21 protein-coding genes and 1 riboswitch are annotated in these 24,923 nt (G+C 67.6%); of the genes, 8 read left to right on the top strand and 13 right to left on the bottom strand.

The window, feature by feature from the left end:
• Positions 1 to 8 precede the first annotated feature (8 nt).
• From ACEN9J_RS16360 to ACEN9J_RS16330, 7 genes are all read right to left on the bottom strand, one after another.
• Positions 9 to 932, bottom strand: a complete 924-nt coding sequence (locus ACEN9J_RS16360) for a PhzF family phenazine biosynthesis protein (RefSeq protein ID WP_413761539.1) — start codon at positions 930 to 932, stop codon at positions 9 to 11.
• 3 nt (positions 933 to 935) lie between these two features.
• Entirely contained in the window at positions 936 to 1,577 is a 642-nt protein-coding gene (locus ACEN9J_RS16355; protein ID WP_057590903.1) for a glutathione S-transferase family protein, read from the bottom strand.
• Positions 1,578 to 1,617: 40 nt separating this feature from the next.
• A complete protein-coding gene (locus ACEN9J_RS16350) occupies positions 1,618 to 2,451 on the bottom strand; it encodes a PhzF family phenazine biosynthesis protein (RefSeq protein WP_413761538.1) in 834 nt (277 codons plus the stop codon).
• A gap of 10 nt (positions 2,452 to 2,461) precedes the next feature.
• Positions 2,462 to 3,100, bottom strand: coding sequence for a LysE family translocator (locus tag ACEN9J_RS16345; protein ID WP_296736204.1), 639 nt, complete (start codon positions 3,098 to 3,100; stop codon positions 2,462 to 2,464).
• 25 nt (positions 3,101 to 3,125) lie between these two features.
• Positions 3,126 to 4,328 carry a PLP-dependent aminotransferase family protein gene (locus ACEN9J_RS16340; RefSeq protein WP_413761537.1) on the bottom strand — a complete coding sequence of 401 codons (1,203 nt, stop codon included), beginning with the start codon at positions 4,326 to 4,328 and terminating at the stop codon, positions 3,126 to 3,128.
• A gap of 76 nt (positions 4,329 to 4,404) precedes the next feature.
• A complete protein-coding gene (locus ACEN9J_RS16335) occupies positions 4,405 to 5,349 on the bottom strand; it encodes a DMT family transporter (protein WP_057590907.1) in 945 nt (314 codons plus the stop codon).
• 7 nt (positions 5,350 to 5,356) lie between these two features.
• A complete protein-coding gene (locus ACEN9J_RS16330; RefSeq protein WP_261214941.1) occupies positions 5,357 to 5,956 on the bottom strand; it encodes a LysE family translocator in 600 nt (199 codons plus the stop codon).
• Positions 5,957 to 6,056: 100 nt separating this feature from the next.
• Between ACEN9J_RS16330 and ACEN9J_RS16325 the strand changes: the two genes are divergently transcribed.
• The 3 genes from ACEN9J_RS16325 to ACEN9J_RS16315 all read left to right on the top strand — a co-directional run bounded on the left by ACEN9J_RS16325 (position 6,057) and on the right by ACEN9J_RS16315 (position 9,667).
• A complete protein-coding gene (locus ACEN9J_RS16325) occupies positions 6,057 to 7,499 on the top strand; it encodes a PLP-dependent aminotransferase family protein (protein WP_057590909.1) in 1,443 nt (480 codons plus the stop codon).
• A gap of 70 nt (positions 7,500 to 7,569) precedes the next feature.
• Positions 7,570 to 8,346, top strand: a complete 777-nt coding sequence (locus tag ACEN9J_RS16320; protein WP_057590910.1) for a PhaM family polyhydroxyalkanoate granule multifunctional regulatory protein — start codon at positions 7,570 to 7,572, stop codon at positions 8,344 to 8,346.
• Between the two features lie 40 nt (positions 8,347 to 8,386).
• Complete coding sequence (locus ACEN9J_RS16315) at positions 8,387 to 9,667, top strand: FIST N-terminal domain-containing protein (RefSeq protein WP_261214948.1); 1,281 nt, start codon at positions 8,387 to 8,389, stop codon at positions 9,665 to 9,667.
• A gap of 22 nt (positions 9,668 to 9,689) precedes the next feature.
• Here the strand turns inward: ACEN9J_RS16315 and ACEN9J_RS16310 are convergent, their stop codons facing one another.
• Positions 9,690 to 10,997, bottom strand: coding sequence for a D-amino acid dehydrogenase (locus ACEN9J_RS16310; RefSeq protein ID WP_413761536.1), 1,308 nt, complete (start codon positions 10,995 to 10,997; stop codon positions 9,690 to 9,692).
• A gap of 88 nt (positions 10,998 to 11,085) precedes the next feature.
• A riboswitch (glycine riboswitch) is annotated at positions 11,086 to 11,203 on the bottom strand.
• A 259-nt stretch (positions 11,204 to 11,462) separates the two neighbouring features.
• Here ACEN9J_RS16310 and rfbB point away from each other — a divergent pair.
• From rfbB to rfbC, 4 genes are read left to right on the top strand one after another with little or no spacing between them, the layout of a single operon-like run.
• Positions 11,463 to 12,533 carry a dTDP-glucose 4,6-dehydratase gene (gene rfbB / locus ACEN9J_RS16305; protein ID WP_413761535.1) on the top strand — a complete coding sequence of 357 codons (1,071 nt, stop codon included), beginning with the start codon at positions 11,463 to 11,465 and terminating at the stop codon, positions 12,531 to 12,533.
• Positions 12,530 to 13,420, top strand: a complete 891-nt coding sequence (rfbD, locus tag ACEN9J_RS16300) for a dTDP-4-dehydrorhamnose reductase (RefSeq protein WP_413761534.1) — start codon at positions 12,530 to 12,532, stop codon at positions 13,418 to 13,420. The genes rfbB and rfbD overlap by 4 nt, the downstream gene beginning before the upstream one ends.
• Before the next feature lie 48 nt (positions 13,421 to 13,468).
• Complete coding sequence (gene rfbA, locus ACEN9J_RS16295) at positions 13,469 to 14,368, top strand: glucose-1-phosphate thymidylyltransferase RfbA (protein WP_261214956.1); 900 nt, start codon at positions 13,469 to 13,471, stop codon at positions 14,366 to 14,368.
• A complete protein-coding gene (gene rfbC, locus ACEN9J_RS16290; RefSeq protein ID WP_413761533.1) occupies positions 14,365 to 14,913 on the top strand; it encodes a dTDP-4-dehydrorhamnose 3,5-epimerase in 549 nt (182 codons plus the stop codon). The genes rfbA and rfbC overlap by 4 nt, the downstream gene beginning before the upstream one ends.
• Here the strand turns inward: rfbC and ACEN9J_RS16285 are convergent.
• The 4 genes from ACEN9J_RS16285 to ACEN9J_RS16270 all read right to left on the bottom strand — a co-directional run bounded on the left by ACEN9J_RS16285 (position 14,892) and on the right by ACEN9J_RS16270 (position 21,864).
• The gene (locus tag ACEN9J_RS16285) at positions 14,892 to 15,776 is read right to left on the bottom strand and encodes a GDP-mannose 4,6-dehydratase (protein ID WP_413761532.1); all 885 of its coding nucleotides are present in this window, start codon (positions 15,774 to 15,776) and stop codon (positions 14,892 to 14,894) included. The genes rfbC and ACEN9J_RS16285 overlap by 22 nt on opposite strands.
• A complete protein-coding gene (gene gmd / locus ACEN9J_RS16280) occupies positions 15,773 to 16,813 on the bottom strand; it encodes a GDP-mannose 4,6-dehydratase (protein WP_413761531.1) in 1,041 nt (346 codons plus the stop codon). The genes ACEN9J_RS16285 and gmd overlap by 4 nt, the downstream gene beginning before the upstream one ends.
• A gap of 66 nt (positions 16,814 to 16,879) precedes the next feature.
• Positions 16,880 to 20,527 carry a glycosyltransferase gene (locus tag ACEN9J_RS16275; protein WP_413761530.1) on the bottom strand — a complete coding sequence of 1,216 codons (3,648 nt, stop codon included), beginning with the start codon at positions 20,525 to 20,527 and terminating at the stop codon, positions 16,880 to 16,882.
• Positions 20,528 to 20,613: 86 nt separating this feature from the next.
• Complete coding sequence (locus ACEN9J_RS16270; RefSeq protein WP_413761529.1) at positions 20,614 to 21,864, bottom strand: FkbM family methyltransferase; 1,251 nt, start codon at positions 21,862 to 21,864, stop codon at positions 20,614 to 20,616.
• Between the two features lie 233 nt (positions 21,865 to 22,097).
• Between ACEN9J_RS16270 and ACEN9J_RS16265 the strand changes: the two genes are divergently transcribed.
• Positions 22,098 to 24,194 (top strand): glycosyltransferase, encoded by a 2,097-nt coding sequence (locus ACEN9J_RS16265; RefSeq protein ID WP_413761528.1) that lies wholly within the window; start codon positions 22,098 to 22,100, stop codon positions 24,192 to 24,194.
• Positions 24,195 to 24,213: 19 nt separating this feature from the next.
• Here the strand turns inward: ACEN9J_RS16265 and ACEN9J_RS16260 are convergent, their stop codons facing one another.
• The gene (locus tag ACEN9J_RS16260) at positions 24,214 to 24,918 is read right to left on the bottom strand and encodes an ABC transporter ATP-binding protein (protein ID WP_413761527.1); all 705 of its coding nucleotides are present in this window, start codon (positions 24,916 to 24,918) and stop codon (positions 24,214 to 24,216) included.
• Between the last annotated feature and the right edge of the window lie 5 nt (positions 24,919 to 24,923).

Genomic DNA, 24,923 nt, shown 5'->3' with positions numbered 1-24,923 from the left:
TTCCGGGTTCAGAGCGTGACGTTGCCGTCGATGCAGGTCACGGCATCGCCGCCGACCCAGATCCGGCCTTCGGCGTCGCGCTCGATGTGGACGCGGCCCGCGCGGCCCAGGCACTGGCCCTGCGCGGCCAGGTAGCGCGCGGGCATGTGGCCGTCGGCGATCAGCCATTCGGCCAGGCTGGCGTTGAGGCTGCCGGTGACCGGGTCTTCCTGCACGCCGACCGGCTCGGCGAAGGCGCGCACCTCAAGGTCGATCTTCGCGCCGTCGTCCAGCGGCACGGCGGGGCGGTTGCCGAAGGCGCGCGCCTCGCGGTTCGAGCGGCCGATCAAGAGCGAGGTGTCGTGCACCGTGGGCACGCCGGCCACGCCGGCCTTCACGCCCAGTTCCTTCAGCGCGCGATGGTCGGGCGCGAGCGCGAGCACGGCGTCGGCATCCTCGAGCAGCAGGCCGAACCAGACCGGGCCGTTGTCGAGCACCTGCGCGGCGATCACCTGCTGCGCCTTCAGGCCCAGCGCGCCGGCCACCTTGGCCAGCAGCGCGGGGCTCGGCGCGCTGCGCTTAAGCGGCGGCGCCGCTAAGGCCAGCCGCGTGCCTTCGCGGCGCAGCGGCACCAGGCCCGCGCCGCATTGCTGCACCACCTGGCCGGAGGCCTTGGGTTGGCCGCCGGCCTGCAGCCAGGCATGGCAGCTGCCGATGGTGGGATGGCCCGCGAACGGCAGCTCGCCGCCAGGCGTGAAGATGCGCACCCGGTAATCGGCCGCGGGATCGGTGGGCGGCAGCAGGAAGGTGGTCTCGGACAGGTTGGTCCACTGCGCGAAGCGCTGCATGGCCGCATCGTCGAGCTCGCTGCCATCGATCACCACGGCCAGCGGATTGCCGAAGTAGGGATGGGCGGTGAAGACGTCGACTTGCTTGAACGGGCGGGATTTCATTTCTTACTCGAGAGGGAGATCGAGCACGCCGCGCGCGCCCGGACGGAGGAGCAGGTCGTTGAACCAGCGCTCGACATTCGGCCAGCCGGGCCGGCGGTACTCGGCGGCCGGCAGGTTGAACCAGCGGTGCGCCTCGCAGCCGATCGGGATGTCGGCCATGGTGAAGCGCTCGCCGGCGATGTAGGGGTGGCGCGCGAGGTGGGCGTCGAGCAGGCCGAACAGCGCCTCGCTCTCGCGCACCGAGGCCTCGATCAGCGCCGGCTGGCGTTCGGCCGGCGGCGTGCGCACCCATTGCACGAAGGCATCGCGGCTCGCGCGGTTGAGGGTGGTCTGCTGCCAGTCCATCCAGCGCTCGGCGTCGAAGCGCGCGGGCAGGTCGGCCGGGTAGAAGGCACCGTGCGAGTACTTGGCGCAGAGGTAGCGCACGATCACGTTCGATTCCCAGAGCACCACGCGCTCCGCGCCCTCGCCGTCGTCGATGGTGGGCACCATGGCGTTGGGATTCAGTGCCAGGTATTCCTCGGTCTGCACCACGCCGAAGCGGCCGCCGGCCTCGGTGCGCTGGAAGTCCAGCCCGAGTTCCTGCGCGCACCACACCACCTTGCGCACGTTGATCGAGCTGATGCGGCCCCAGATGTTGAGCATGTCGTCGTCTTTCCTTGATGTTTGGGGGTTCGTGTTCGGGTCAGTCCCGCATGATGCGCGCGGTGCCCGAGACGCGGATCGAGCTGCCGGGCGCGGCCGGGATGCCGGCGTGCAGGCGCGACAGCATGCCCATGTCCTCGCCCTGCACCACGTCGATCGCGCCGCCGTGCGGCCAGCCGAGATCGCGCAGGTAGCCCGCCAGCGCTGCGGTGGCGGCGCCGGTCGCGGGGTCTTCGTAGACGCCGCCCGAAGCGAAGGGATTGCGCGTGTGGAAGCGCTGCGCGCTCTCGGCATGCAGCAGCACGATGGTCGTGAGATCGAAGCGGGCCATCAGCGCGCGGCCGGCCTCGAGCTCGTAGCGCATCGCCGCCAGCGCCGCGCGGCTCCCGAGCGCCAGCACCAGGTGATCGGCGCCCGCATGGGCGACGGCCGGCGGAATGCGCGCATCGAGCGCGGCCGCGTCGAGGCCGAACAACGCCAGCGCGGCCGACAGCAGGGCCGGCACGGCGGCGGCGCTGCGCGTGGGCGGCGATTGCAGCGCGGCCTCGACGGTGGCGCCGTTGCGGCGGCCCTCGACCGTGATCCGCGCCTGGTTCAGCGTGAGCGGAAACACGCCGTCGCCGTGCTGCAGCGCGAGCGCCGCGCCGAGCGCGATCGTCGCGTGGCCGCAGAACGGCACTTCGGACTGCGGCGCGAAGTAGCGCACGCGCCAGCCGTCGCCGGTGCGCGCGGCGAAGGCGGTCTCGGAGAAGCCCACGTCGGCGGCGATGCGCTGCATCTGCGCCTCGGGTGGCAGGGCCTCGGCGATGACGACGCCGGCGGGATTGCCGCCTTGCTCGCCATCCGAGAAGGCCGCGATCTTCAGGACATTCATGGGGACCTCTTCAGCGCGGCACGGGCCGGTCGAGGAACAGCAGGCGCACCGCGAGCGCCAGCATCACGCTGGCGAGCAGGCCGCGCTGGAACTTCTCGGCGCCGGGGCGGCGTTGCAGCCAGCGGCCGACCTGTCCGCTGCAGGCGCCCAGCAGGGTGTTGAAGCCCAGCGCCGCCAGCGACAGCACGATGCCGAGCTGCACCAGTTGCAGCGGCACGCTGCCGCGCGCGGGATCGACGAACTGCGGCAGGAACACCATGAAGAACAGCAGCGCCTTCGGATTGACCAGGTTGTTCAGCAGGGCCATGCGCACGATGCGGCCGAAGCCGGCCGGCCGCGCCTGCACGCCCGGGCGCAGGCCGCCGCCGCTGCGCAGCGCCTGCGCGGCGAGCCACAGCAGGTACAGCGCGCCCGCGTAGCGAAGCAGGTCGAAGGACGGCGGCCAGGCGGCCACCAGCGCGGTCACGCCGGTGGCGGCGAACAGCGTGTGCACCAGGTCGGCGGCCGAGATTCCGAGCGCCGCCGCGAAGCCGCCGCGCGGGCCATGGGCCACGCCGTGCGAGAGCACGAAGGCCATGTTCGGGCCCGGCGACAGGAACAGCGCCAGCACCGCGAGCAGGAACAGCGAGAGGGTGGCGAGGCCGATCAAGACAGGCTCCGGTGGCTGCGCGCGCTCAGATCTGCGCGGCCGCGAGCTGCTTGTCGCCGGCCAGCGCGAGCTCCTCGCGCACGGTCTGCGCCAGCGCGGCGATCGCGGTGTCGATCTCCTCGACGCTCGCGGTCACGAACGACAGCCGCAGCGTGCGCGCGTCGCCTTCGCCGGCATAGAAGGGGGCGCCCGGCACGAAGGCCACGTTGCGCTCGACCGCCTTGGGCAGCAGGGTCACGGTGTCGATGCCCTCGGGCAGGCGTGCCCACAGGAACATGCCGCCCTTGGGCGCGTTGAACTTCACGTCCAGGCCGGCCATCTCGCGCCTGAGCGCGGCGCTCATCGCATCGCGCTGGCGCTTGTAGAGCGCGCGGATGGTGGGCACGTGGCGCTCGAGGAAGTTGTCCTTCATCACGGCCGACACCATGCGCTGCGTGAAGATCGGCGTGTGCAGGTCGACCGCCTGCTTGGCCTGCAGCAGCTTCGGGTAGATGGACTTGGGCGCCACCAGGAAGCCCAGGCGCAGGCCCGGTGCCAGCACCTTGGAGAACGAGCCCAGGTAGATCACGCCCTCGGGGTTGCGCGCGGCCAGCGGCAGCGGCGGGGCTTCGTCGAACCAGAGCTCGCCGTAGGGGTTGTCCTCGACGATCGGCAGGCCGGCCGCGGCGGCGGCGGCCGACACGGCGGCGCGCCGTTCCTCGGTCATGGTGCGGCCGGTGGGGTTCTGGAAGTTGGGCAGCAGGTAGATGAAGCGTGCATCCTTGGCCTTGGCGACCAGGTCCTCGACGATCACGCCGTCGTCGTCGCTGGCCACGCCCACGGGGTTGGGCTCCATCGGGCCGAAGGCCTGCAGCGCGCCGAGGTAGGTCGGGGTCTCGACCAGCACCTTGCTGCCCGGATCGATCAGCACCTTGGCGACCAGGTCGAGGCCCTGCTGCGAGCCCGTGGTGATCAGCACCTGCGAGGGATCGACGTTCCACGGCAGCATGTCGGCCACGGCCTGGCGCAGCGGCGCGAAGCCCTCGCTGGCGGCGTACTGCAGCGCGGCCTGGCCGTCGTTGTGCAGCACCTCGGCGCAGGCGTCGGCGAAGGCCTGGATCGGGAAGGTCTTGGGCGAGGGCAGGCCGCCGGCCAGGCTGATGATGCCGGGGCGCTCGGTGACCTTGAGGATTTCACGCAGCACCGACGGGTTCATCTTGGCGGCGCGGGCGGCGAGTTTCCAGTTCATGGGAGTCTTCTTTCTGACGGTGAGGGGCGATGCGAACGAACGGGGTGCGGATGCGAGGGTAAGACGGCGGGCGCGATCAGTCCACGGCGCCGACGGGCCCGCGAATGGCGGGGGCGGCGGGCGCCGGCGGCTGCGACAGCCGCTTGCCGACCACCACCGTGGCCACCACCGCGGCCGCGAAGCCCAGCGTGACCACGTCGAGCGGCTCGCCCAGGAGCGGGATCGACACCAGGATCGAGAGGAAGGGCTGCAGCAGCTGCGTCTGGCTCACGCGCAGCGCGCCGCCGAGGGCCAGGCCGCGGTACCAGGCGAAGAAGCCGATCCACATCGAGAACATGCCGACGTAGACGAAGCCCAGCCAGGAGGCGGTGGCGATCGGCTGCACGGGCCACAGCACGAGCGTGGCCGGCAGGGTGACCGGCAGCGCCATCACGCAGACCCAGCAGATCACGCGCTCGGCGCCGAGCGCGGGCGTGACCTGCGCGCCGTAGATGTAGCCGAAGGAGGCGGCGATCACGGCGCCGACCAGCAGCAGGTCGGCCCATTCGAAGCCGAAGCCGTGGCCGTTCTGGCTTGCGCGCACCAGCGAGAACACCACCACCAGCAGGCTGCCCGCGATGGCGCAGAGCCAGAAGCCGAGCCGCGCGCGCTGGTGCAGCACCCAGGCCGCGACCGCGGCCGTGACCAGCGGCAGCAGCGCCGTCACCACCGCCGCATGGCTGGCCGTGACCACGCGCAGCGCATAGGCCAGCAGCAGCGGAAAGCCGATGCAGTTGCCGAGCACCGCGATGCCCAGCGGCCTCCACTGGTGGGGCGCCGGCCGCGGCGAGCGCGTGACCAGCAGGAACACGGCCGACAGCAGGCCCGCGAGCGCGGCCCGGCCGAGCGTGACGAACCACGGCGAGAGCTGCGGCTGCGCCTGCGTGCCGGTGGCCAGCCGCGTCATCGGCAGCGTGACCGCGAACAGCGCGACGCCGATCACGCCGAGCCACATGCCGAGGGTTTCGTCCTTGATCTTCATGGCGGACCTAGACGCGCAGCATCCACCAGGCGGTGAGCACCAGCACGGCGGCCATCGCACGGTTGAACCAGGCGAGGCGCTGGCCCTTCGACAGCCATTCGCGCAGCAGCGCGCCGGCCAGCGCATAGGTGAAGTTGCTCGCGAAGGCGTAGACCAGCATCACGGGCGCGACGATCGCGAAGCGGTGCAGCGGCTCGGCCTGGCCCGCGATCCAGCCGGCGACCAGCGTGAGCGCCAGCAACCAGGCCTTGATGTTGAGGAACTGCAGCGCCACGCCCTGCACGAAGCCGACCGACAGATTGGCATCGTCGGCGCGGCCCAGCGTGGTGCTGGTGGCGAGCTTGAACGCGAGGTACAGCAGGTAGGCGATGCCCAGCGCCTTGATGGCCCAGCGCAGCGCGGGCGCCGCCATCACCAGCGCGCCCAGGCCGGCCGCGCACAGCGCGAGCAGCAGGGTCCAGCCCACGGGCACCGCGACCACGAAGCGCATCGCGCGCGGCAGGCCGCCGTTGGCCGCGAGGGTGGTCGACAGCGTGGTGTTGGGGCCGGGCGAGAAGCTCATCGCCGTGGCCAGCACCAGCAGGGCGGTGAATTCTTGCCAGTTCATGACACACACTCTAAACTTTGGACCATTACAGTTCCAGTACAGATGGTCGTACACACAGTCAATCTGTATCGGGCTTGCGTACAACACAGATCGAACGCCGATGCTGACACGAACCTCGTCCCAGTCGCTGACCGCCCAGCTGGCCGATCGCCTGGCCGAACGCATCCGCAACCGGCTGCTGCTGCCGGGCGCGCGGCTGCCCTCGGTGCGCGAGTGCGCGCGCCAGCAGGGCGTGAGCCCCTACACCGTGGTGGCCGCCTACGACCAGCTCTTGGCGCTCGGGCTGGTGGAGGCGCGGCGCCAGCGCGGCTTCTTCGTGCGCGATTCGGGCCGCGATCCCGGCCGCGACCCGGCCCAGCCGCCCGGCGACCCGCTGCAGGTCAGCGCGCTGTCGATGGTCACGCAGATGATGGCCTCGCGCACGCCGGCCGACGCCAGCTCGCTGATCCGCAGCATGTTCCACCGCCCGAGCGACAAGCCGCAGCCCGGCATGGGCGTGTTCCCGCCCGACTGGCTCGATTCCTCGTTCATGCCGACGGCGGTGCGGCGCATGACCAGCACCGCGATGCTGCAGGAGCTGTCGCTGCAGTACGGCGAGCCCGCGGGCGACGCGGCGCTGCGGCGCAGCCTGTCGCAGAAGCTGGTGGGCATCAACGTGCCGGCCGCGCCCGACCAGATCGTGACCACCATCGGCGCCACCCATGCGCTGGACATCGTGAGCCGCACCATGCTGCGCGCCGGCGATCCGGTGATGGTCGAGGAGCCCGGCTGGGCGCTCGAGTTCGCGCGGCTCGAGGCGCTGGGCATGCGCATCCTGCCGGTGCCGCGCCGCGCCGACGGGCCCGACCTCGACGTGATGGCGCAGTACTGCGCGCTGCACAGCCCGAAGCTGTTCGTCAGCGTGAGCGTGCTGCACAACCCGACCGGCTACAGCCTGTCGCCCAACAGCGCGCACCGCGTGCTCAAGCTGGCCAACGAGCACGACTTCCACATCGTCGAGGACGACACCTACAGCCACCTCGCGCCCGAGCACGCGACCCGGCTCAGCGCGCTCGACGGGCTGCAGCGCACCATCTACGTCAGCGGCTTCGCGAAGATCCTCGCGCCCAACTGGCGCATCGGCTTCCTGGCCGCCTCGCCCGCGCTCAAGGAGCGGCTGCTCGAGACCAAGCTGCTGGCCACCCTGACCTCGCCCGCGCTGTTCGAGCGGGCGCTCTCGTGGTGCATCGACCAGGGCCAGCTGCGGCGCCATTCGGAGCGCGTGCGCATCCGGCTGGAGGGCGCGCGCGCGCGCGCCGCCAAGCTGGTGCTGGCGCACGGCTGCACCTTCGCGTCCGAGCCCGCGGGGCTGTTCGGCTGGGTCGACACCGGCGTCGACACCGACGTGCTGACCCAGCGCATGCTCGACCAGGGCTACCTGCTGGCGCCGGGCTCGCTGTTCCATGCCCGCCGGCCGCCCACCACGCTGATGCGCATCAACTTCGCGAGCTCGCAGGACGCGAGCTTCTGGAAGGTCTTCGCCAGGACGCGCGACGAGCTTTGAGCCGGGCGGGGCGGGCCCTGCCTTGGAGTAAGCTGGCAGCACAACACCCGCCAGACCGGAGACCTGCCGCATGAACAAAGCCAGCCAACCCTTCGATTTCAGCCAGTTCGTACCCGGCTTCGACTTCCTCAAGAACCTCGCGGCCGGCGCGAGCGGCGCCGGTTCCGTGCCCGGCATCCCGAGCATGGCGAGCTGGGTGGCGCCCACCATGAGCGTCGAGGAGGTCGACAAGCGCATCCAGGAACTCAAGACGGTGCAGTACTGGCTCGAGCAGAACGGCCATGCGCTCAAGGCCACGATTCAGGCGCTGGAGGTGCAGAAGATGACGCTGTCCACCCTGCGCGGCATGAACGTGCGCATGGAGGACCTCGCGGGCGCGTTCACGCGGCAGGCGAATGCGGCGGCCGCGGCGGTCAGCCCGGCGCCGGCAGCCGCGGCGCCCGAACCCGAGGTCGAGCTCGAGGACGAAGAGGAACTCGACGCGGAGGAGGAAGAAGAGGAGGAAGAGGCACCGCCGCCGCGCCGCAAGGCCAGGCCGGCCGCCAAGGCCTCGGCCAAGTCCGCCGCGGGCGATGCCGCCGGCGGCGCGGTCGACCCGCTCAAGTGGTGGGGTTCGCTGACCGAGCAGTTCCAGCAGATCGCGAGCACCGCGCTGCAGGACGCGGCCCAGCTCAAGATGCCGGCCGTGACCCAGCCGCTGGCCGACGCCGTCGGCAAGGCCATGGGAACCGCGAGCGCCTCGCGCAAGTCCACCCCCCGCAAGGCCTCGACGGCCGCCAAGCGACCGGCGGCGAAGAAGCCGGCCGCGGCGCCCGCGGCCCGCAAGCGAACGGGCGGCCGACGCTGAGCCGCCTTGTCCTGAACATCGAACGAAGCAGGTTGGCACGATGAAGTTGTTTCCCTCCGGTCACGCCACCCATCCGCAATGGCGCATGGCGGCCGGCCTCGTGCTGGCCCAGCTGCGTGCGCAGATGGCGCTGCCCGACTACGCCTCGGCACCCACCCTCGGGCTGCTCTACATCACCGACCACTATGCGGTCGACGCGCAGGAGATCCTCGACCACCTGAGCGCCGAGCTGCCCGAGGTGACCGACTGGGCCGGCACCGTCGGCGTCGGCGTGTCGGCCAACAATGCCGAGTACTTCGACGAGCCCGGCCTGAGCCTGATGCTCTGCGCGCTGCCGAGCGACCAGTACCGCGTGTTCTCGGGCGTGGCGCCGCTCGCCAGCTCCGAGATGAGCGGCTTCGAGGCCCACACGGCGCTGGTGCATGCCGATCCCGCCACCCCCGACCTGACCGAGCTCATCGGCGAGATGGCCGGGCGCACCGACACCGGCTACCTGTTCGGCGGCCTTTCGTCGGGCCGCGGCGGCGCGTTGCAGTTCGCGGTCGGCGGCAACGGCAACATCCGCGGCCAGGGCGCGGCCGGCGGCGTGTTCTCGGGCGGCCTGTCGGGCGTGGTGTTCGGCGAGGGCGTGCGGCTGGTGTCGCGCGTCACGCAGGGCTGCCAGCCGCTGCGCTCGGGCAGCGCGCGCGAGCGCGAGATCACCGAGGCCGACGGCAACCTGGTGCTGCAGCTCGACGGCGAACCCGCGCTCGACGTGCTGCTGGCCGACCTGCAGGTCTCGCTCGAGCGGCCGCAGGAAGCCATCGAGGCCGTGCGTGCCACCCTGGTGGGCCTGGTCGATGCCGGCAGCGACGGCATCCGCCGCACCGGCGACCTCGGCGCCGACGTGCTGGTGCGCCACATCATCGGCCTCGACCCCACGCGCCGCGGCATCGCGATCGCCGACGTGGCCGAGGCCGGCATGCGCCTGAGCTTCTGCCGCCGCAACGCCCAGGCCGCGCGCGCCGACCTGATGCGCATCTGCGCCGAGATCCGCGAGGAGCTCGAGCCCGAGGAACAGACCCTGGCCACCGCGCGCGCCGTCGCCGCCGGCGAGGCCGAGGCGGCACCGCATCCCGCGCGGCGCATCGCCGGCGCCGTCTACGTGAGCTGCTCGGGCCGCGGCGGCCCGCACTTCGGCGCGCCCGGCGCCGAGCTGCAGATCGTGCGCCATGCGCTGGGCGACGTGCCGCTGGTCGGCTTCTTTGCCGCGGGCGAGATCGCGCGGCACCACGTGTATGGCTACACGGGGGTGCTGACGGTGTTCACGGCGGACGACTGAGCGTCCGCCTTGCTTCGGAGGCTCAGCCCAGCGCGGGCTGGGCAACGCCCGCAACGCCCCTGGGCATCCCCGCGAACGCGAAATCCACCTCCGGCGCCAGCCCGCTCACGATGCGCGCGATCGACTTGCCCGAGCCGCAGGCGTGGGTCCAGCCGAGCGTGCCGTGGCCGGTGTTGAGGTAGAGGTTCGCGAGCTTGGTGCGGCCGATCAGCGGCACGTTGCTCGGCGTGGCCGGGCGCAGGCCGGTCCAGAACTGGGCTTGCGCGGTGTCGCCGGCGCCGGGGAACAGCTGCTCGACGCGGCGCACGATGGCTTCGCAGCGCACGCGGTTGAGGTCGCGGTCGTAGCCGTTGAGCTCGGCCGTGCCGGCGATGCGCATGCGGTCGCCCGACTCCGAGGTGTAGCGCGAGAACACCAGCTTGTATTCGTCGTCGGTCAGCGAGACCTGGTAGGCCTTGCTCGCGTCCTTGACCGGCAGCGTGACCGAATAGCCCTTGGCCGGATAGATCGGCAGCCGGATGCCCAGCGGTGCCGCCAGCAGCGGGCTCAGCGAACCCATGGCCATCACGAAGGCATCGCCGCGGATGCGCTGGAAGCGGCCCTCGGCATCGGTGACCTCGACGTGGTCGATCGCGCCGCCCACCTCGCGCAGCGCGGTGATGGTGTGGCTCATCAGGAACTTCACGCCCGCCTCGGCCGCGAGCCGCGCGAGTTCGCGCGCGAAGCGGTTGGCGTCGCCCGATTCGTCCTCGGCCGTGTAGGTGGCGCCGGCGAGCTGCGGCCGGATATGGGCCAGCGCGGGCTCGAGCTTCACGGCCTCGTCGGCCGAGATCACCTGGCGCTCGCAGCCCAGCGCGCGCATCTGCTCGGCGGGCGCGAGGGCGCCGTCGAACTCCTTTTGCGTCGTGTAGAAGTGCAGGATGCCCTGCGTGCGCTCGTCGTAGCGGATGCCGGTGTCGCGGCGCAGCTGCTGCAGCGTGTCGCGGCTGTAGGTGCCCAGGCGCACGATCTGCTCGATGTTGTGGCGCGTGCGCGCGGGCGTGCATTCGCGCAGGAACTGCAGGCCCCAGAGCCACTGGCGCATGTCGGCGCGGATGCGAAACAGCAGCGGGGCGTCTTCCTTGCCCAGCCACTGCAGCACCTTGAGCGGCGCGCTGGGATTGGCCCAGGGCTCGGCATGGCTCACCGAGATCTGGCCGCCGTTGGCGAAGCTGGTCTCGGCGGCCGGCGTGGCCTGCCGGTCGATCACGGTCACGTCGTGGCCGAGTTGCTGGAGGTAGTAGGCCGAGGTCACGCCGAGCAGGCCGGCGCCCAATACGATCACGCGCATTTCAAGTACCTTTCGAGGTCGAAGCGCTTGAACGGCGTGAAGGTTGTGCTACTGAATAGATAGCGCGCAACCGGACGGCCGTCCAATTGCCGCTCCCCCTGTCCTCGGTACCTGAGAGTTTCATCCGCTGCACCTCGCAGCGGACTTGCTCCTTCGGCGCAGCACGGCCGCGATGGGCGATGTGCTGGCTCTCCAGACGGCGTTTCAGTGGTTGCAGTACAGGCCCCGCGCGAAGCGTGGAGCCGACCTGAGCGTTTATGGGAGTTTGCGCCTTCGGTGGGGCTGCCTGCGCGATGCATGCGGCCCGCTCTCCTGCAATGGGTGGCGATTGTAGGCGGGCCCTGCGCACCGGCCAACCCCGGGATTCGGCCTTGCGCACGGGTGGGATAATCCATGCCCGGCCGCGCCCGCGCGGCTGCGGGCTTCGACCACGCGACTCAGCAATCACACAGCACAGGGGACTCCATGATCCTGGTTACCGGCGGCGCCGGCTTCATCGGCGCCAATTTCGTCCTCGACTGGATCGCGCAAGGCGACGAACCGGTCGTGAACCTCGACAAGCTCACCTACGCCGGCAATCTCGAGACCCTGGCCTCGCTCAAGGACGATCCGCGCCATGTCTTCGTGCAGGGCGACATCGGCGACAGCGCGCTGCTCGACCGCCTGCTGGCCGAGCACAAGCCGCGCGCGGTGGTCAATTTCGCGGCCGAGTCGCACGTGGACCGCTCGATTCACGGCCCCGAGGATTTCGTGCAGACCAACGTGCTCGGCACCTTCCGCCTGCTCGAGTCGGTGCGGGGTTACTGGAACGCGCTGCCGGCCGACCCGAAGGCGGCCTTCCGCTTCCTGCACGTGTCGACCGACGAGGTCTACGGCTCGCTCTCGAAGACCGACCCGGCCTTCACCGAGGAGAACAAGTACGAGCCCAACAGCCCCTACTCGGCCAGCAAGGCCGCGAGCGACCACCTCGTGCGCGCCTGGCACCACACCTACGGCCTGCCGGTGCTCACCACCAACTGCTCGAACAACTACGGCCCCTTCCATTTCCCCGAGAAGCTGATCCCGCTGATGATCGTCAACGCGCTGGCCGGCAAGCCGCTGCCCGTGTATGGCGACGGCATGCAGGTGCGCGATTGGCTCTACGTCAAGGACCACTGCAGCGCGATCCGCCGCGTGCTCGAGGCCGGCCGGCTCGGCGAGACCTACAACGTGGGCGGCTGGAACGAGAAGCCGAACATCGAGATCGTGCAGACCGTGTGCGCGCTGCTCGACGAGTTGCGTCCGCGTGCCGACGGCAAGGGCTATGCCGAGCAGATCAGCTACGTCACCGACCGCCCCGGCCATGACCGCCGCTACGCCATCGACGCGCGCAAGCTCGAGCGCGAGCTCGGCTGGAAGCCGGCCGAGACCTTCGACACCGGCATCCGCAAGACGGTCGAGTGGTACCTCGCCAACGGCGACTGGGTGCGCAACGTGCAAAGCGGCGCCTACCGCGCCTGGGTCGAGAAGCAGTACGACGCGAAGGCCTCCGCATGAAGCTGCTGCTGCTGGGCAAGGGCGGACAGGTCGGCTGGGAACTGCAGCGCAGCCTCGCGCCGCTGGGCGAACTGGTCGCGCTCGATTTCGACAGCACCGACTTCCACGCCGACTTCAGCCGGCCCGAACGGCTGGCCGACACCGTGCGGCAGGTGCGCCCCGACGTGATCGTCAATGCCGCCGCCCACACCGCCGTCGACAAGGCCGAGAGCGAACCGGAGTTCGCGCGCAAGCTCAACGCCACCTCGCCCGGCGTGGTGGCGCAGGCCGCGCAGGAGATCGGCGCGCTGATGGTCCACTACTCGACCGACTATGTCTTCGACGGCAGCGGCACCGCGCCCTGGAAGGAAACCGACGCGACCGGCCCGCTGAGCGTCTACGGCCGCACCAAGCTCGAGGGCGAGCAACTGGTGGCGCGGCACTGCGCGAAGCACCTGATCTTTCGCACCAGCTGGGTCTATGCGGCGCGCGGCGGCAACTTCGCCAAGACCATGCTGCGGCTGGCCAGGGAACGCGACAAGCTGACCGTCATCGACGACCAGTTCGGCGCCCCCACCGGTGCCGAGCTGCTGGCCGACATCACGGCCCATGCCATTCGCGCCACCTTGCAGGACCCGTCCAAGGCCGGGCTCTATCACGCGATCGCGGGCGGCGAGACCACCTGGTACGGTTATGCGCGCTACGTGCTCGAACTCGCGCAGCAGGCCGGTGTCGAGCTCAAGGCCGGGCCGCAGCAGGTCGAGGCCGTGCCGACCAGCGCCTTTCCCACGCCGGCCACCCGGCCGCACAACTCGCGCCTCGACACCTCGAAGCTGCAGGCCGCCTTCGGGCTGGTGCTGCCGCCGTGGCAGAACGGCGTCGCGCGCATGCTGCGCGAGATCCTCTGAGCGCGCATCGCGCGCCGGACCCGAACCCCTGAAGAGAAGACACCAACGATGACCATCCAGACGACGCAGCGCAAGGGCATCATCCTGGCCGGCGGCTCGGGCACGCGGTTGCATCCGGCCACGCTTGCGATCAGCAAGCAGCTGCTGCCGGTGTACGACAAGCCCATGATCTATTACCCGCTGAGCACGCTGATGCTCGGCGGCATGCGCGACATCCTCGTCATCAGCACGCCGCAGGACACGCCGCGCTTCCAGCAACTGCTGGGCGACGGCAGCCAGTGGGGCCTGAACCTGCAGTACGCCGTGCAGCCCAGTCCCGACGGGCTGGCGCAGGCCTTCATCATCGGCGACAGGTTCGTCGGCAATTCGCCGAGCGCGCTGGTGCTCGGCGACAACATCTACTACGGCCACGACTTCGTGCACCTGCTGTCCGACGCCGATGCGCAGGCCAAGGGCGCGACCGTCTTCGCCTACCACGTGCACGACCCCGAGCGCTACGGCGTGGTGGCCTTCGACGCGCAGGGCAAGGCCAGCAGCATCGAGGAGAAGCCGCTCGAACCCAAGAGCAGCTACGCCGTGACGGGCCTCTACTTCTACGACAACCAGGTCGTCGACATCGCCAAGGCCGTCAAGCCCAGCGCGCGCGGCGAGCTCGAGATCACCGCGGTCAACCAGGCCTACCTCGACCTCGGCCAGCTCAACGTGCAGATCATGCAGCGCGGCTATGCCTGGCTCGACACCGGCACGCACGAGAGCCTGCTCGAGGCGGGCCAGTTCATCGCCACGCTCGAGCATCGCCAGGGCCTGAAGATCGCCTGCCCCGAGGAGATCGCCTGGCGCAACGGCTTCATCGATGCCGCGCAGCTCGAGAAGCTCGCCGCGCCGCTCGCCAAGAGCGGCTATGGCAAGTACCTGCAACGCCTGCTGAAGGACGAGGTGCGTTCGTGAAAGTCACCCCTACCGCGATTCCCGACGTTCTCGTCATCGAGCCGAAGGTGTTCGGCGACGCGCGCGGCTTCTTCTTCGAGAGCTTCAACGGCAAGGCCTTCGACGAGGCCGTGGGGCGCCACGTCGAGTTCGTGCAGGACAACCATTCGCGCTCGGCCCAGGGCGTGCTGCGCGGCCTGCACTACCAGATCCAGCAGCCGCAGGGCAAGCTGGTGCGCTGCGTGCGCGGCGCGGTGTTCGACGTGGCGGTGGACATCCGCCGCTCGTCGCCGACCTTCGGCCGGTGGGTGGGCGAGGAGCTCAGCGAGCACAACCACAAGCAGCTGTGGGTGCCCGCGGGGTTCGCGCACGGCTTCCTGGTGCTGACGGAGACGGCGGAGTTTCTGTACAAGACGACCGACTATTACGCGCCGGTGCATGAGCGGGCGATTGCCTGGAACGATGCCGCACTCGGCATCGCCTGGCCGGATGTCGGCATGGCGCCGCAGCTTTCAGCGAAGGACATGGCTGCCCTCTCGCTCGATCAGGCGGAAGTCTTCGCCTGATCCGCGGCTGCGGCGAGCATGCGCCGCAGCGTGTCCTCGAGCGCCGGCTCGGCCAGCGTACGGCCGTGGCGAGCCAGGAGTCCATGCAGCTTGGCGGGATCGCCGCACAGCCGATGGACTTCGTTGGCTCTCACGAAAGCCGGATTGACCTCGATGCGAGGGTTGTGCGAAGTCATTTTCGCCAGCATCTCGATCACCGATCGAAGCGCATGGGGGCGGCCTGAGCAGATGTTGTAGGTTTCGCCGGCCTCGCCGACGCTCAGCAACTCGAGGTAGGCATCGCACACCATCTGCACGTCGTTGAACTCCCTCTCGACGTCCAGGTTCCCGAGGGAGATCGACTCCGAGCGGCGGGCGAAGTGCAGGGCCAGCTTGGGGATCAGGAAGTTGGCGTCTTGCCCGGGGCCGGTGTAATTGAAGGGCCTCGTGATCAGCAGGTTGAGCCTGTCACCGTAGGTGCGGGCCATGTATTCCATGGCCAGCTTGCTCATGCCGTAATGGTTGACCGGCGCCGGCGGCTGGGCTTCCGAGATGGGTGAAGTGGCCGTGTTGCCGTAGATGTTCGCGCTGCTCGCCAGCAGGACCCGGCGTGGCGGAACGGCAAGCCGCGTGAGTGCATTCAGCAGATTCGTCGTTCCGACCACGTTGACCGCATAGAACGCACCATCGTTGGCATGTCCCACGAAGCTGATCGCCGCGAGATGGACGACGGCATCCGGTGCCGCGTTGCCGACCTCGGCGCTCACCGCATCCGGATTCGTGAGATCGGCGTGCAGCGGGATCACCTCGTGGCCCGCCGACTCGGCGTGGCGAACGAACGGGCGGCCGGTGAATCCATCCGCGCCGGTCAGCAGGATTCTCAAAACGAAAATCCCTGCTCGTTGCGGCGCAGGTCGGCCTCCACCATCATCTGGCAGAGTTGCTCGAGCGTGGTGGCAGGTTCCCAGCCGAGCTTGGCCTTGGCCTTGGCCGGGTTCCCGATCAGCAGGTCGACTTCCGCGGGGCGGTGGAACTTGGGATTCACGCGCATCACCGTCTTGCCGGTCGCGGTGTCCACGGCCGTTTCGGCCTCGTTGGGGCCCTTGAAGTCCACGTCGATGCCGGCGCCCTTGAATGCCATCCGCACGAAATCGCGGACGGTTTCCGTCCGGTTGGTTGCCAGCACATAGGTATCGGGTTCGTCGACCTGCAGCATCCGCCACATGCCCTCGACGTATTCCTTGGCGAAGCCCCAGTCGCGCTTGGCATCGAGGTTGCCCAACTCGAGCACGTCGAGCTTGCCGAGCTTGATCTTTGCCACGCTGTCCGTGATCTTGCGGGTGACGAACTCACGGCCGCGCAGCGGGCTCTCGTGGTTGAACAGGATGCCGCTGCAGCCGAAGATGTCGTAGCTCTCGCGGTAGTTGATGGTCATCCAGTGCGCGTACAGCTTCGCAACGCCGTAGGGGCTGCGCGGATAGAACGGGGTTTCCTCGATCTGCGGAATGGCCTGGACCTTGCCGAACATCTCGGAGGTGGAGGCCTGGTAGAAGCGGATCTTGGGATTCATCAGGCGGATCGCTTCGAGCAGGTGCAATGCACCAACACCGGTGATCTGGGCCGTGGCCGCCGGCTGATTGAAACTCACGCCGACGAAACTCTGTGCGGCAAGGTTGTAGATCTCGTCGGGATTCGAGCTTTTGACGAGCGCGATCGAGCTTCCCAGGTCGGTCAGGTCGTATTCCACCAGGTGCAGGTCGGGGTTCTTGTCGATCCCCAGCTCTTCGATGCGCCAGAAATTGACAGAGCTGGTGCGGCGATACGTGCCATAGACCACATAGCCCTTGGCCAGAAGCAGCTCAGCCAGGTAGGCGCCATCCTGGCCCGTGATGCCGGTAACGACGGCGCGTTTCTTTTCCATGGTCATTCTTCAATCACTTTCTCTGTCTAGGGGGCTAGGTAGCTCTCTCGGATACTTTGGATGGCCTCAGGCGCATGCGGAAAATTCGAGCAGCGCAGCCTTGAACTGCTCCGCGCTTTGGCTCCAGGTCAGGTAGGGCATTGTCTCAGAATGGGGGTGGGTTCCCTTCTGGAACTGCTCCAGCCAGCCTCGGATCGAGGCCGCGAGATCCTTGCCGGTGGTTGCATCGAAATAGCTGGCATGGTTCGACGCCACCTCCCTGAAGACGGGCAGATCCCTTGCAAGGATCGGCAGCCCGTGCTGTGCGGCTTCGATCAGCGGAAGGCCGAAGCCCTCCCCCTCCGATGCGAGCAGCAGGCATGAGCAGGACCGGTAGAGGCGTTCCAGGTACTCGTCGCTGATGCCTTCCAGCAAGAAGAGCCGGCGATCGTGCTGTGGATGCTTCTTCAGCCGCTGCACCAGGGCTTCGACCATCCATCCCGTCTTGCCAGCGATCACCAGGTTGGCCTCGACGCCCTCGCGCCAGAGCTGCTCGAATGCGTCGAGCACCTGCTCGTGCCGCTTGCGCGGCTCGATCGTGCCGACCATCAGGAAGCTGGGCCTGGACGAAATGGTCTTGAGCAGCGGCGCGGCATCCTCCGGCATGCCGGAAGTCGGCGAGGAGGAGCCGATGTCGGCGCCCAGGTGAAATGCTCGGACCTGCAGGCCTGCTTCCAGACGCCCGGGCGCATTGGCCGATGCCCAGGCGATGAACTCGTCGGCTACCGACTGCGAGATGGCAAGAACGCCATCGCTTTCGGCAACGACCTTCAGCCAGCGCTCGTGCAGTGCCTTGGCCCCGTCGTAGAACCTGTCGCGCAGCAGGACTGGCAGCAGGTCATACACGACGAAATACGCGCGCGCCCCCAGATCGCGCAATTCCCGATAGAACGCGGTCTGCGTGGGTACGACATGAGGCTGCAGATCCAGCCCGACGAAGATGTCTCCCCCCCTGATGTCGACAGGAGCATCCTCGAGGCCACTGGTGGGGCAGTCGAGGAAGCGCAAGGCGAATTTCCGGGCGTAGAAGTAGCCAACCTTTTCCTTGCGAGCGTAGACCGGTTCGATCCGGAAGCCAGTCGGGGGATTCTTCAAAAGCGCACCGAGAAGGGATTTCACGAGTCGTTGGATGCCGCTTTGCCAATCGTTCTGTACCAACTCGGAGACATCGATGAAAAGCTGGTGCCCTGGGCCTGGCAGCGGTAACGCGCGCGCGATTCCCCGCGCCAAGTTGATCAAGTCTTCTTCGGACTTCGGGGCGTCGCCAGCGATCGAACGAACCAGCCCCGTTCGGCTTTGCGCCCCGGCGCGGGCGAAGTCCTCGATGGCATCGGCATAGCTTTGCGCGCACGCCGCCGGCGCATGCGCCATTTCGATCTGCTGCCTGCCCCGGGCCCCCAGAGCCCTAGCGAAGTCAGGTGATGCTCGAAGCTTTTCCAGGATTTCAATCAATGCTTCATCGGTGAAGGCGTCCGGAAGCATCGCGACCGCGTCGCTCGGGATGAAAGCCATGGAACCGTTTGCATTCACCACCGTCGGAACGCTCTTGCTCATGGCATCCAGCACCGTTCCCGATGTCTCTCCACGGGACAGCGAGCGCAGCTGGACAGCGACGTCCGATGCGTGGAGGTAACGCTGGAAGGTTTCGGAGTCGGTCCATCCAGTGATGCTGACATTCGACCTGCCCTGGTCGCTCTCGATGGCCGTTTCCAACTGCCGGCCATACGGCGTCTTGTCGTTGTCGCCCACGAAAACCAGCCTGCACTTTGGATCTCTTGCCAGGGAGGACCGAAGCCAAGCTTGGAGTAACCGATGGTTCAGCTTGGTCGGACCCAGCAAGCCGAAAGCGCAGACCATGAATTCGTCGGGGTCCAGATTCAATTCGCCGCGAGCGCGAACGCGCTCGCTTTCCACTCCCTCGGATACCACGCGAAGATGAGGAATGAGTGCCCATTTCCGCGCGAGATCGGGTCCATACCATTCGCTGGCAAGTTCCTTTGAATAGGGCGAGTGAACGATGACGCCCGCGGCAAGGCGCAGCACGTCGAAATTGCATGGGTAGCCGAAGACGACCGTTGCAGTGTCCTCCGCGCCGTAGCGCTCGGCCACTGCGGAGTAGCCGTGAGACTCATAAAGGGACTTGATCCATTGGTGCGGCTCGCCCACCGCGAACTCTCGGTGCGCCTGGATACCGCTCAGGTAGAAGTCGTGCAAAACCACGACGCCGGGCACCTCTTCCAGCAAGCTGAACATGTGCTTGTGGAACTCGGAGTTGCCGAAATGGTAGACGACGCGGTCGAATGACCGTGCGTTCCGGCGAAACCAGTCCACAGACCGCAGGGGGAGCGACATACCGATCTCGCGCTCGTCGAGCGCATGCAGATCAGTGATCAACTCTATGTCGTAGAACTTGGAGAGTTCGGGCAACAGTTCGGCGCTGTAGGTCGCGATACCGCTGCGCTCCGGAGGGAGAGGCGAAACGTATGCCAGCTTCGGTTTGTGCGATGCCGTCGTGGACGACCTCGGTGCGGGCCTGGTCTCGGTGGGCCGCGATGCGTGCAGTTGTTCGAAGGCCGCCAGGGCACGTCGAGCCGATTCATCCCAGGAAAACTTCTTCGACTGCCGGGCGCCATGCTCGATCAGCACGTTCCTGAAGTCGCGATCGCTCAGCACCTGTGCGATCTTGGCGGCGATCGCGTTGGCGTCGCGTGGGTCGAACATCGCGTCAGCTCGGCCGATCACCTCGGGAAGGCTGGACGTATTTGCCCCGATCACGGGGGCGCCGCACAGCATCGCTTCGAGGGCCGGCAGCCCGAAGCCTTCGTGCCATGACGGAAACACGAACAAGGCGCAAAGGTTGTAGAGATCGACCAGATCTTCCTCGGGCACGAACCCGGTGATCGCGACTGCGCCGTCGTCGAGCCCCTGTTGGCGGGCCAGCGCCAGCAGTTCGTCCCGGTCCTCGGTTCTAGCGGAGCAGACGATCGCCAACTGGTGTTCCGAGCGCATGGTCGGAGGCAGCAATGCGAATGCCTTGATCAGGCCATCGATGTTCTTTCGCAGGTCAATGCCGCCGGTGTACATCACGAATGGCTTGCGCAGCCGGTAGCGGGCGCGCAGTTCGTCGGCTCGGGCCGGGGACAGCTCACGCTTGCTGAAATGGTCGCCGGCCGCCGTCGAGATATTGACGCAGCGGGCAGGATCCAATCCCAGATGATCGAGCCCTTCCTGCCTCGACGACTCGGAGATGGCGAGCCAGAGATGGGCTTGGCGCAGTGCCTCCACCTTGCCCATGTACCAGCTGCGCATGGTTGGATTGTCGAGATAGGGGCCTGAATGGATCAGTGGAATGAGGTCGTAGAGGGTGATGGCGGTCGGTGTCGTGGCGAAGCGGCCCGCGCTGGTGACGGCGGGATCGCCCAGGCCCTCGAAGAGGCTCGATACGTGAACGGCATCGGAATTCAACCGGGCCAGGAACGCCTCTCGAAGCTTCTCGTCGGCGCGCACGCTTTCAGGGGAGCGCGATGCGGAGCCGGTCTCGGCGGCCGGATACCAGATCTTGATGTTCGCTGGATCGACCAAGCCGTCGAATGCTGTCTTGATGGCATCCACGGCGTCGGGGAAGCGGCCGTTCAATGCGAGCACGAGTTCGTGCTGGCCGGCCCGGCGGGCCATGGCTTGCGCGAGGGACTGCGAGTAGCGTCCGATACCGCGGAATCTGCTGCCGGTGGATTGAGCTCCCTGAAGATCTATCACTATTCTCATTGATGCGTTTCCGAAGGGGGCTGCCCCTGTTTTAGCTGCCTGAAGGTCAAGGCTGTGTCGGGAGACATCGGCGATGGGCCGCCGCCCGGATCGGCGGGGCGCTGGATATCGGGCGGAGCCAGTGTCGCCCTCAAGCGTCGCCTCAGCGGGGGGACGCAGGCGAGAACCCATCCCGCCGCGCGCTTGAGACCAGGACTTCGATTCGTGGCGATGGCCGCGATGCGCAACGCCGTCTTGATCCGTCGCTTGATGCCGCTGAGGATGCGGCCCTCTGCCACCGCGTTCGCCAGCCGCCGCAATGGTCGGTCGCCCGCGAGCTGCGCTCGCGCTTCCGCCTGTATCGCCCGGTCGAGCGCATGCTTGAGGAGCATCTCGGCGTTGCTCGCCCGCGCCTCGACGGCCTGAAGGCGGATCAGCGCGTGGTTGCTGCGGTCGCGCTCCGCAGCCAATCTTTCACCCGCTTCCCTTGCGTCCGCACGCGCCGCTTCGAGTTCGCCGGCATGGGCGGCATTCACGCCCGCGCACCAAGCACTCGAAGACAGGCCGCTGAGGCGAGCGCCGTCGAAGACATTGGGAGGCGCTTCAAACGCTGCACGGAGCTCCTTGTGCTCGGATGCGACGTAGAAGCGGTTGAGCCCGTCGAAATAGACGAATTCGTAGCCCGCTTTCACCAGGATCGCATCGGCTCCGTCGAATCGAAGCTCGGTGGACATGGGCACCGTCGCCTCGATCACCACGATCCACGGCCGCAAGGTTTCGCTGTTCCAGCCTTCGAGGACCTTTTCCTCGAATCCCTCGACGTCGACCTTCAGCCAGTGCACCTCCTTCCCCTCGAGCGAGGCCAGCGCCGTGCGCATGGGAAGCGTCGGAACCCGGACGATCTCGTTCGAGAAGCCATGCCGGGTCTGGAGGTTCTCCGCGTAGGACGGTACGCCTGTGCTCAGGCCCGTCCCGGCAATCACGTGCAGTTCCAGTATCCCGGCGCTGTCCGACAGCGCCAGCTGCAGCACGACTTCGTCGGGCCTGTCCTGCCTCAACAGCTCGGCGTAGTAGGGGACGGGCTCGACATGGACGCCCCGCCATCCTTGTTCGTGGAACGCCTTGCTGACCGAATCCACGGTCGGATGCTGCGCGCCGATGTCCACGTAGGTGCCGACCGGAACATGCTTCAGTGCGCGCCAAAGCATGACATCCTCGAAATTCTGCGCGTAGGACGTAAAAGCCGGGGGATTGTTTTTCTGGTTCATGGAATGCGGCTTGTGGCTGGGGAATACGGCCTTGTTTCTGCAAAAGGAGCGCCGGGGCCTTGATCCGCATTTTACGAAGTGGAACTGTCATTTCTTGGCATGATGACGCTCCCGCACGGAGAAGCCTTCGGCGATGACGTTACGTTTGTTAGTGAAAGTGCCCTCTCCTGATGGGAAACCTTGATTCGACGCTACGGGCTGCGCGCCGGCTCGCCAAAGGCGCCTATTGGCTCATGACGCCGTGGCGCACCTCCGAGCGCTGGCGTTTCCTGCGGGACCGGGCACTGATGGAGAAGAAGGCGCGAGATCTCGCCGTCCTGTTCGAGCAGGAGCGCGCCCGGCTCGTTTCGCCTCGGCGCGACGAGCCTCCGGCCCCCCCCTTCGATCCGTACGACGACGCGGACGTCCTGGATTCAGCGGGATCGGACTTCGGAGATGTCTTCTGGCCGCCGTTCGATGCCGCTTCCGTCGTGGATGCCGGCAGTGCGGCGCGCTTCATCATCGATGTGTTGCGATCGCGCAAAGACCTGCGCCTGCGTTTTCCCGATGCGTTCTCGGCCCTGGATGGCGGTGATTTCGGCCGATGGATCGCCAGCGATGCGGGGCGGACCGAGCTGGGTGTCTCGGCAGAGGGCGCTCGGCATCTGGTTGCACTTCTTGCGAGCGATCCTGCGGCCAGGGCGCGGCAGTTCTTCCTGTCGAGCACTGAAGTGCGTGCCGCATTGCCGCATGGACTGATGCCCGCCGGTCGACGCAGTCTCTTCAAATGGTTCGTCCGGCATGCAAGGGATGGGGCTTCGTTGTCGATCGAGGAGATCTGGTGGTTGTTCCTCCAGGCGACGGAAGACCCGCAGGGCGAGCTGTGCAGGGCCTACTTGTTCACGGCGGAATGGCAGCGTCTTTTTCCCGATGGATTGACGGTTTTCGGCTGGCCCGCCTTCGCCGGGTGGGTGCGCGCGACCTATGGCCCGGAGAACTTGACCGGGGCATCGCCATCGGCTCCCGGCCACCTGCGGCCGGAGATCCAGCTCCGGGCGGCTTATTGGGCACGTCCCGCCTGGCGGGCGGCGCATCCGGATGCCCTGGCCGATGCGGGGAGCGCGAGGGTCTTCCTCGACTGGCTGGTGTCCGGGGGCGACGTGGAATCGGGACCGCAGGCGCGGACCTGGTGCAGCGGCCTGGATGCCGAACAGGTGAGTTCCGAACTCCCGAGCGGCCCGGTCAACGTCATCGGCCATTTCTGCTATCCCTCCGGCCTCAGGGTTTCGGTGGAAGCTCTCGTGGAAGCCATGGCGTGCCAGGGAATCCGTGCCTCGCTGAGAGATGTACGAACCGACCCTCGCGACGATCCTCGGCACGTGCGGTTCGATGGTCTCGAGACGGGCGGCGTCACCATCATCCACGTGCAGCCCGAGCCTTTCTTTGCGGAGGTCTATGCAAGAGCGGACCTGGCCGAGCGTGTGCCGCGCACGTATCGCATCGCTTACTGGTACTGGGAGTTCGATTCGATTCCGCAGTCGTGGTGCGATCATGCCGCCCATGTCGACGAGGTATGGGTCGCGACGGAGTTCATTGCGCGTGGGCTGCGAGAGCGGTTGACCATACCCGTGCGGACGCTGTTCCCGGGCGTGGCGCTGGCACCTTTCCAGGCCAGGAGCCGGTCCTATTTCGGCTTGCCATCCGAGCGCTACATCTTCCTGTTTACCTTTCACATGATGAGTGTCATGGAACGGAAGAATCCTCTGGGCCTGATCCGCGCGTTTCAGAAGGCATTCCGCCCCGACGAGCCGGTCACGCTGGTGCTCAAGACCTCGTTCGGGGATCGACATCCCGAGCAGTTCGAGGAGTTGCGCGATGCGGCCGCCGGCATTCCCGCGATCAAGATCATCGACGAGGTCTATACCTCGGACGAAGTGCTCTCTCTGATGAACACCTGCGATGCTTATGTGTCGCTGCATCGCAGCGAGGGGCTCGGACTCACGATGGCGGAGGCCATGCTGATGGGCAAGCCGGTCGTGGCCACCGGCTTTTCCGGAAACATGGATTTCATGGACGAAGACAACAGCCTGCTGGTGCCATACGAGTCCGTCACGGTCGGGCGTGCCATTCCTCCGTATGAGGCCGACCTCGAATGGGCGGAGCCCTCGGTGGAGCATGCAGCGCTGGCGCTGCGCCGACTCTACGACGATCAACAGTGGGCTCGCGAACTGGGTGCTCGCGGTCAACGCAGCGCGATGAAGTTTCTGTCGCTCGAGGAGGCGGGCAGGCGGATCGCGGGTCGCCTGACCGAAATCGAAAGCCTGCGGCGCGATCTCGGCCTGAGGGCGTAGAGGCCGAACGGGCGCCTGGCTATTGCTCCTGGACGATGCGCCCGTGCTCCAGGTGGATCACGCGATTGCATTCCTTGGCAATCAATTCGGGCGAGTGCGAGGCGAGTACCAGAATGCCCGACTTGGAAACCACCTCGCGCATGCGCCGCTCTGCCTTCTCGGTGAACTCGGCATCGCCCACGGACAGCCATTCGTCCATCAGCAGGATGTCGGCCTGAATACTCGTGGAAATAGAGAATGCCAAGCGCATCAGCATGCCGGTGGAGTAGGTGCGCACCGGCATGTTGACGTACTCGCCGAGGCCGCTGAACTCGCAGATGTCCTGCGTCAGCTGGTCGACCTGCTTGCGGCTCATTCCCATGACGAGTCCGCGCAGCATGATGTTCTCGATGCCGGTAGCGTCGACCTCGATGCCTAGCACCGGATCGATCAGGCTGGAGACGGTGCCCTGGCGCGTGAACGAACCCGCGGAGGGCTCGTAGACGCCGGCCAGGGTTCGCAGCAGGGTCGACTTGCCCGCACCGTTGTGACCGACCAGCCCGAGCCGGTCGCCGCTGCGCAGTTCGAAGCTGATGTCGCGCAGTGCCTGCACGACCGTCACACCCGTCTCCTTGCCGAGACGGCCACCCGTCACCGAGGCGGCGAGCGTGCTGCGAAGTGAACTTGCACCGGCGCCATAGATCGGGAAGCTGACGGATACGTTCTGGAGGGAAATCAGGGCCATGGGCG

The sequence above is a fragment of the Variovorax sp. Varisp41 genome (assembly GCF_047325085.1).
Lineage (GTDB): Bacteria > Pseudomonadota > Gammaproteobacteria > Burkholderiales > Burkholderiaceae_C > Variovorax.
Note: the sequence above shows the minus strand (reverse complement) of the source record. Positions and strands in the feature narration are given on the sequence as shown.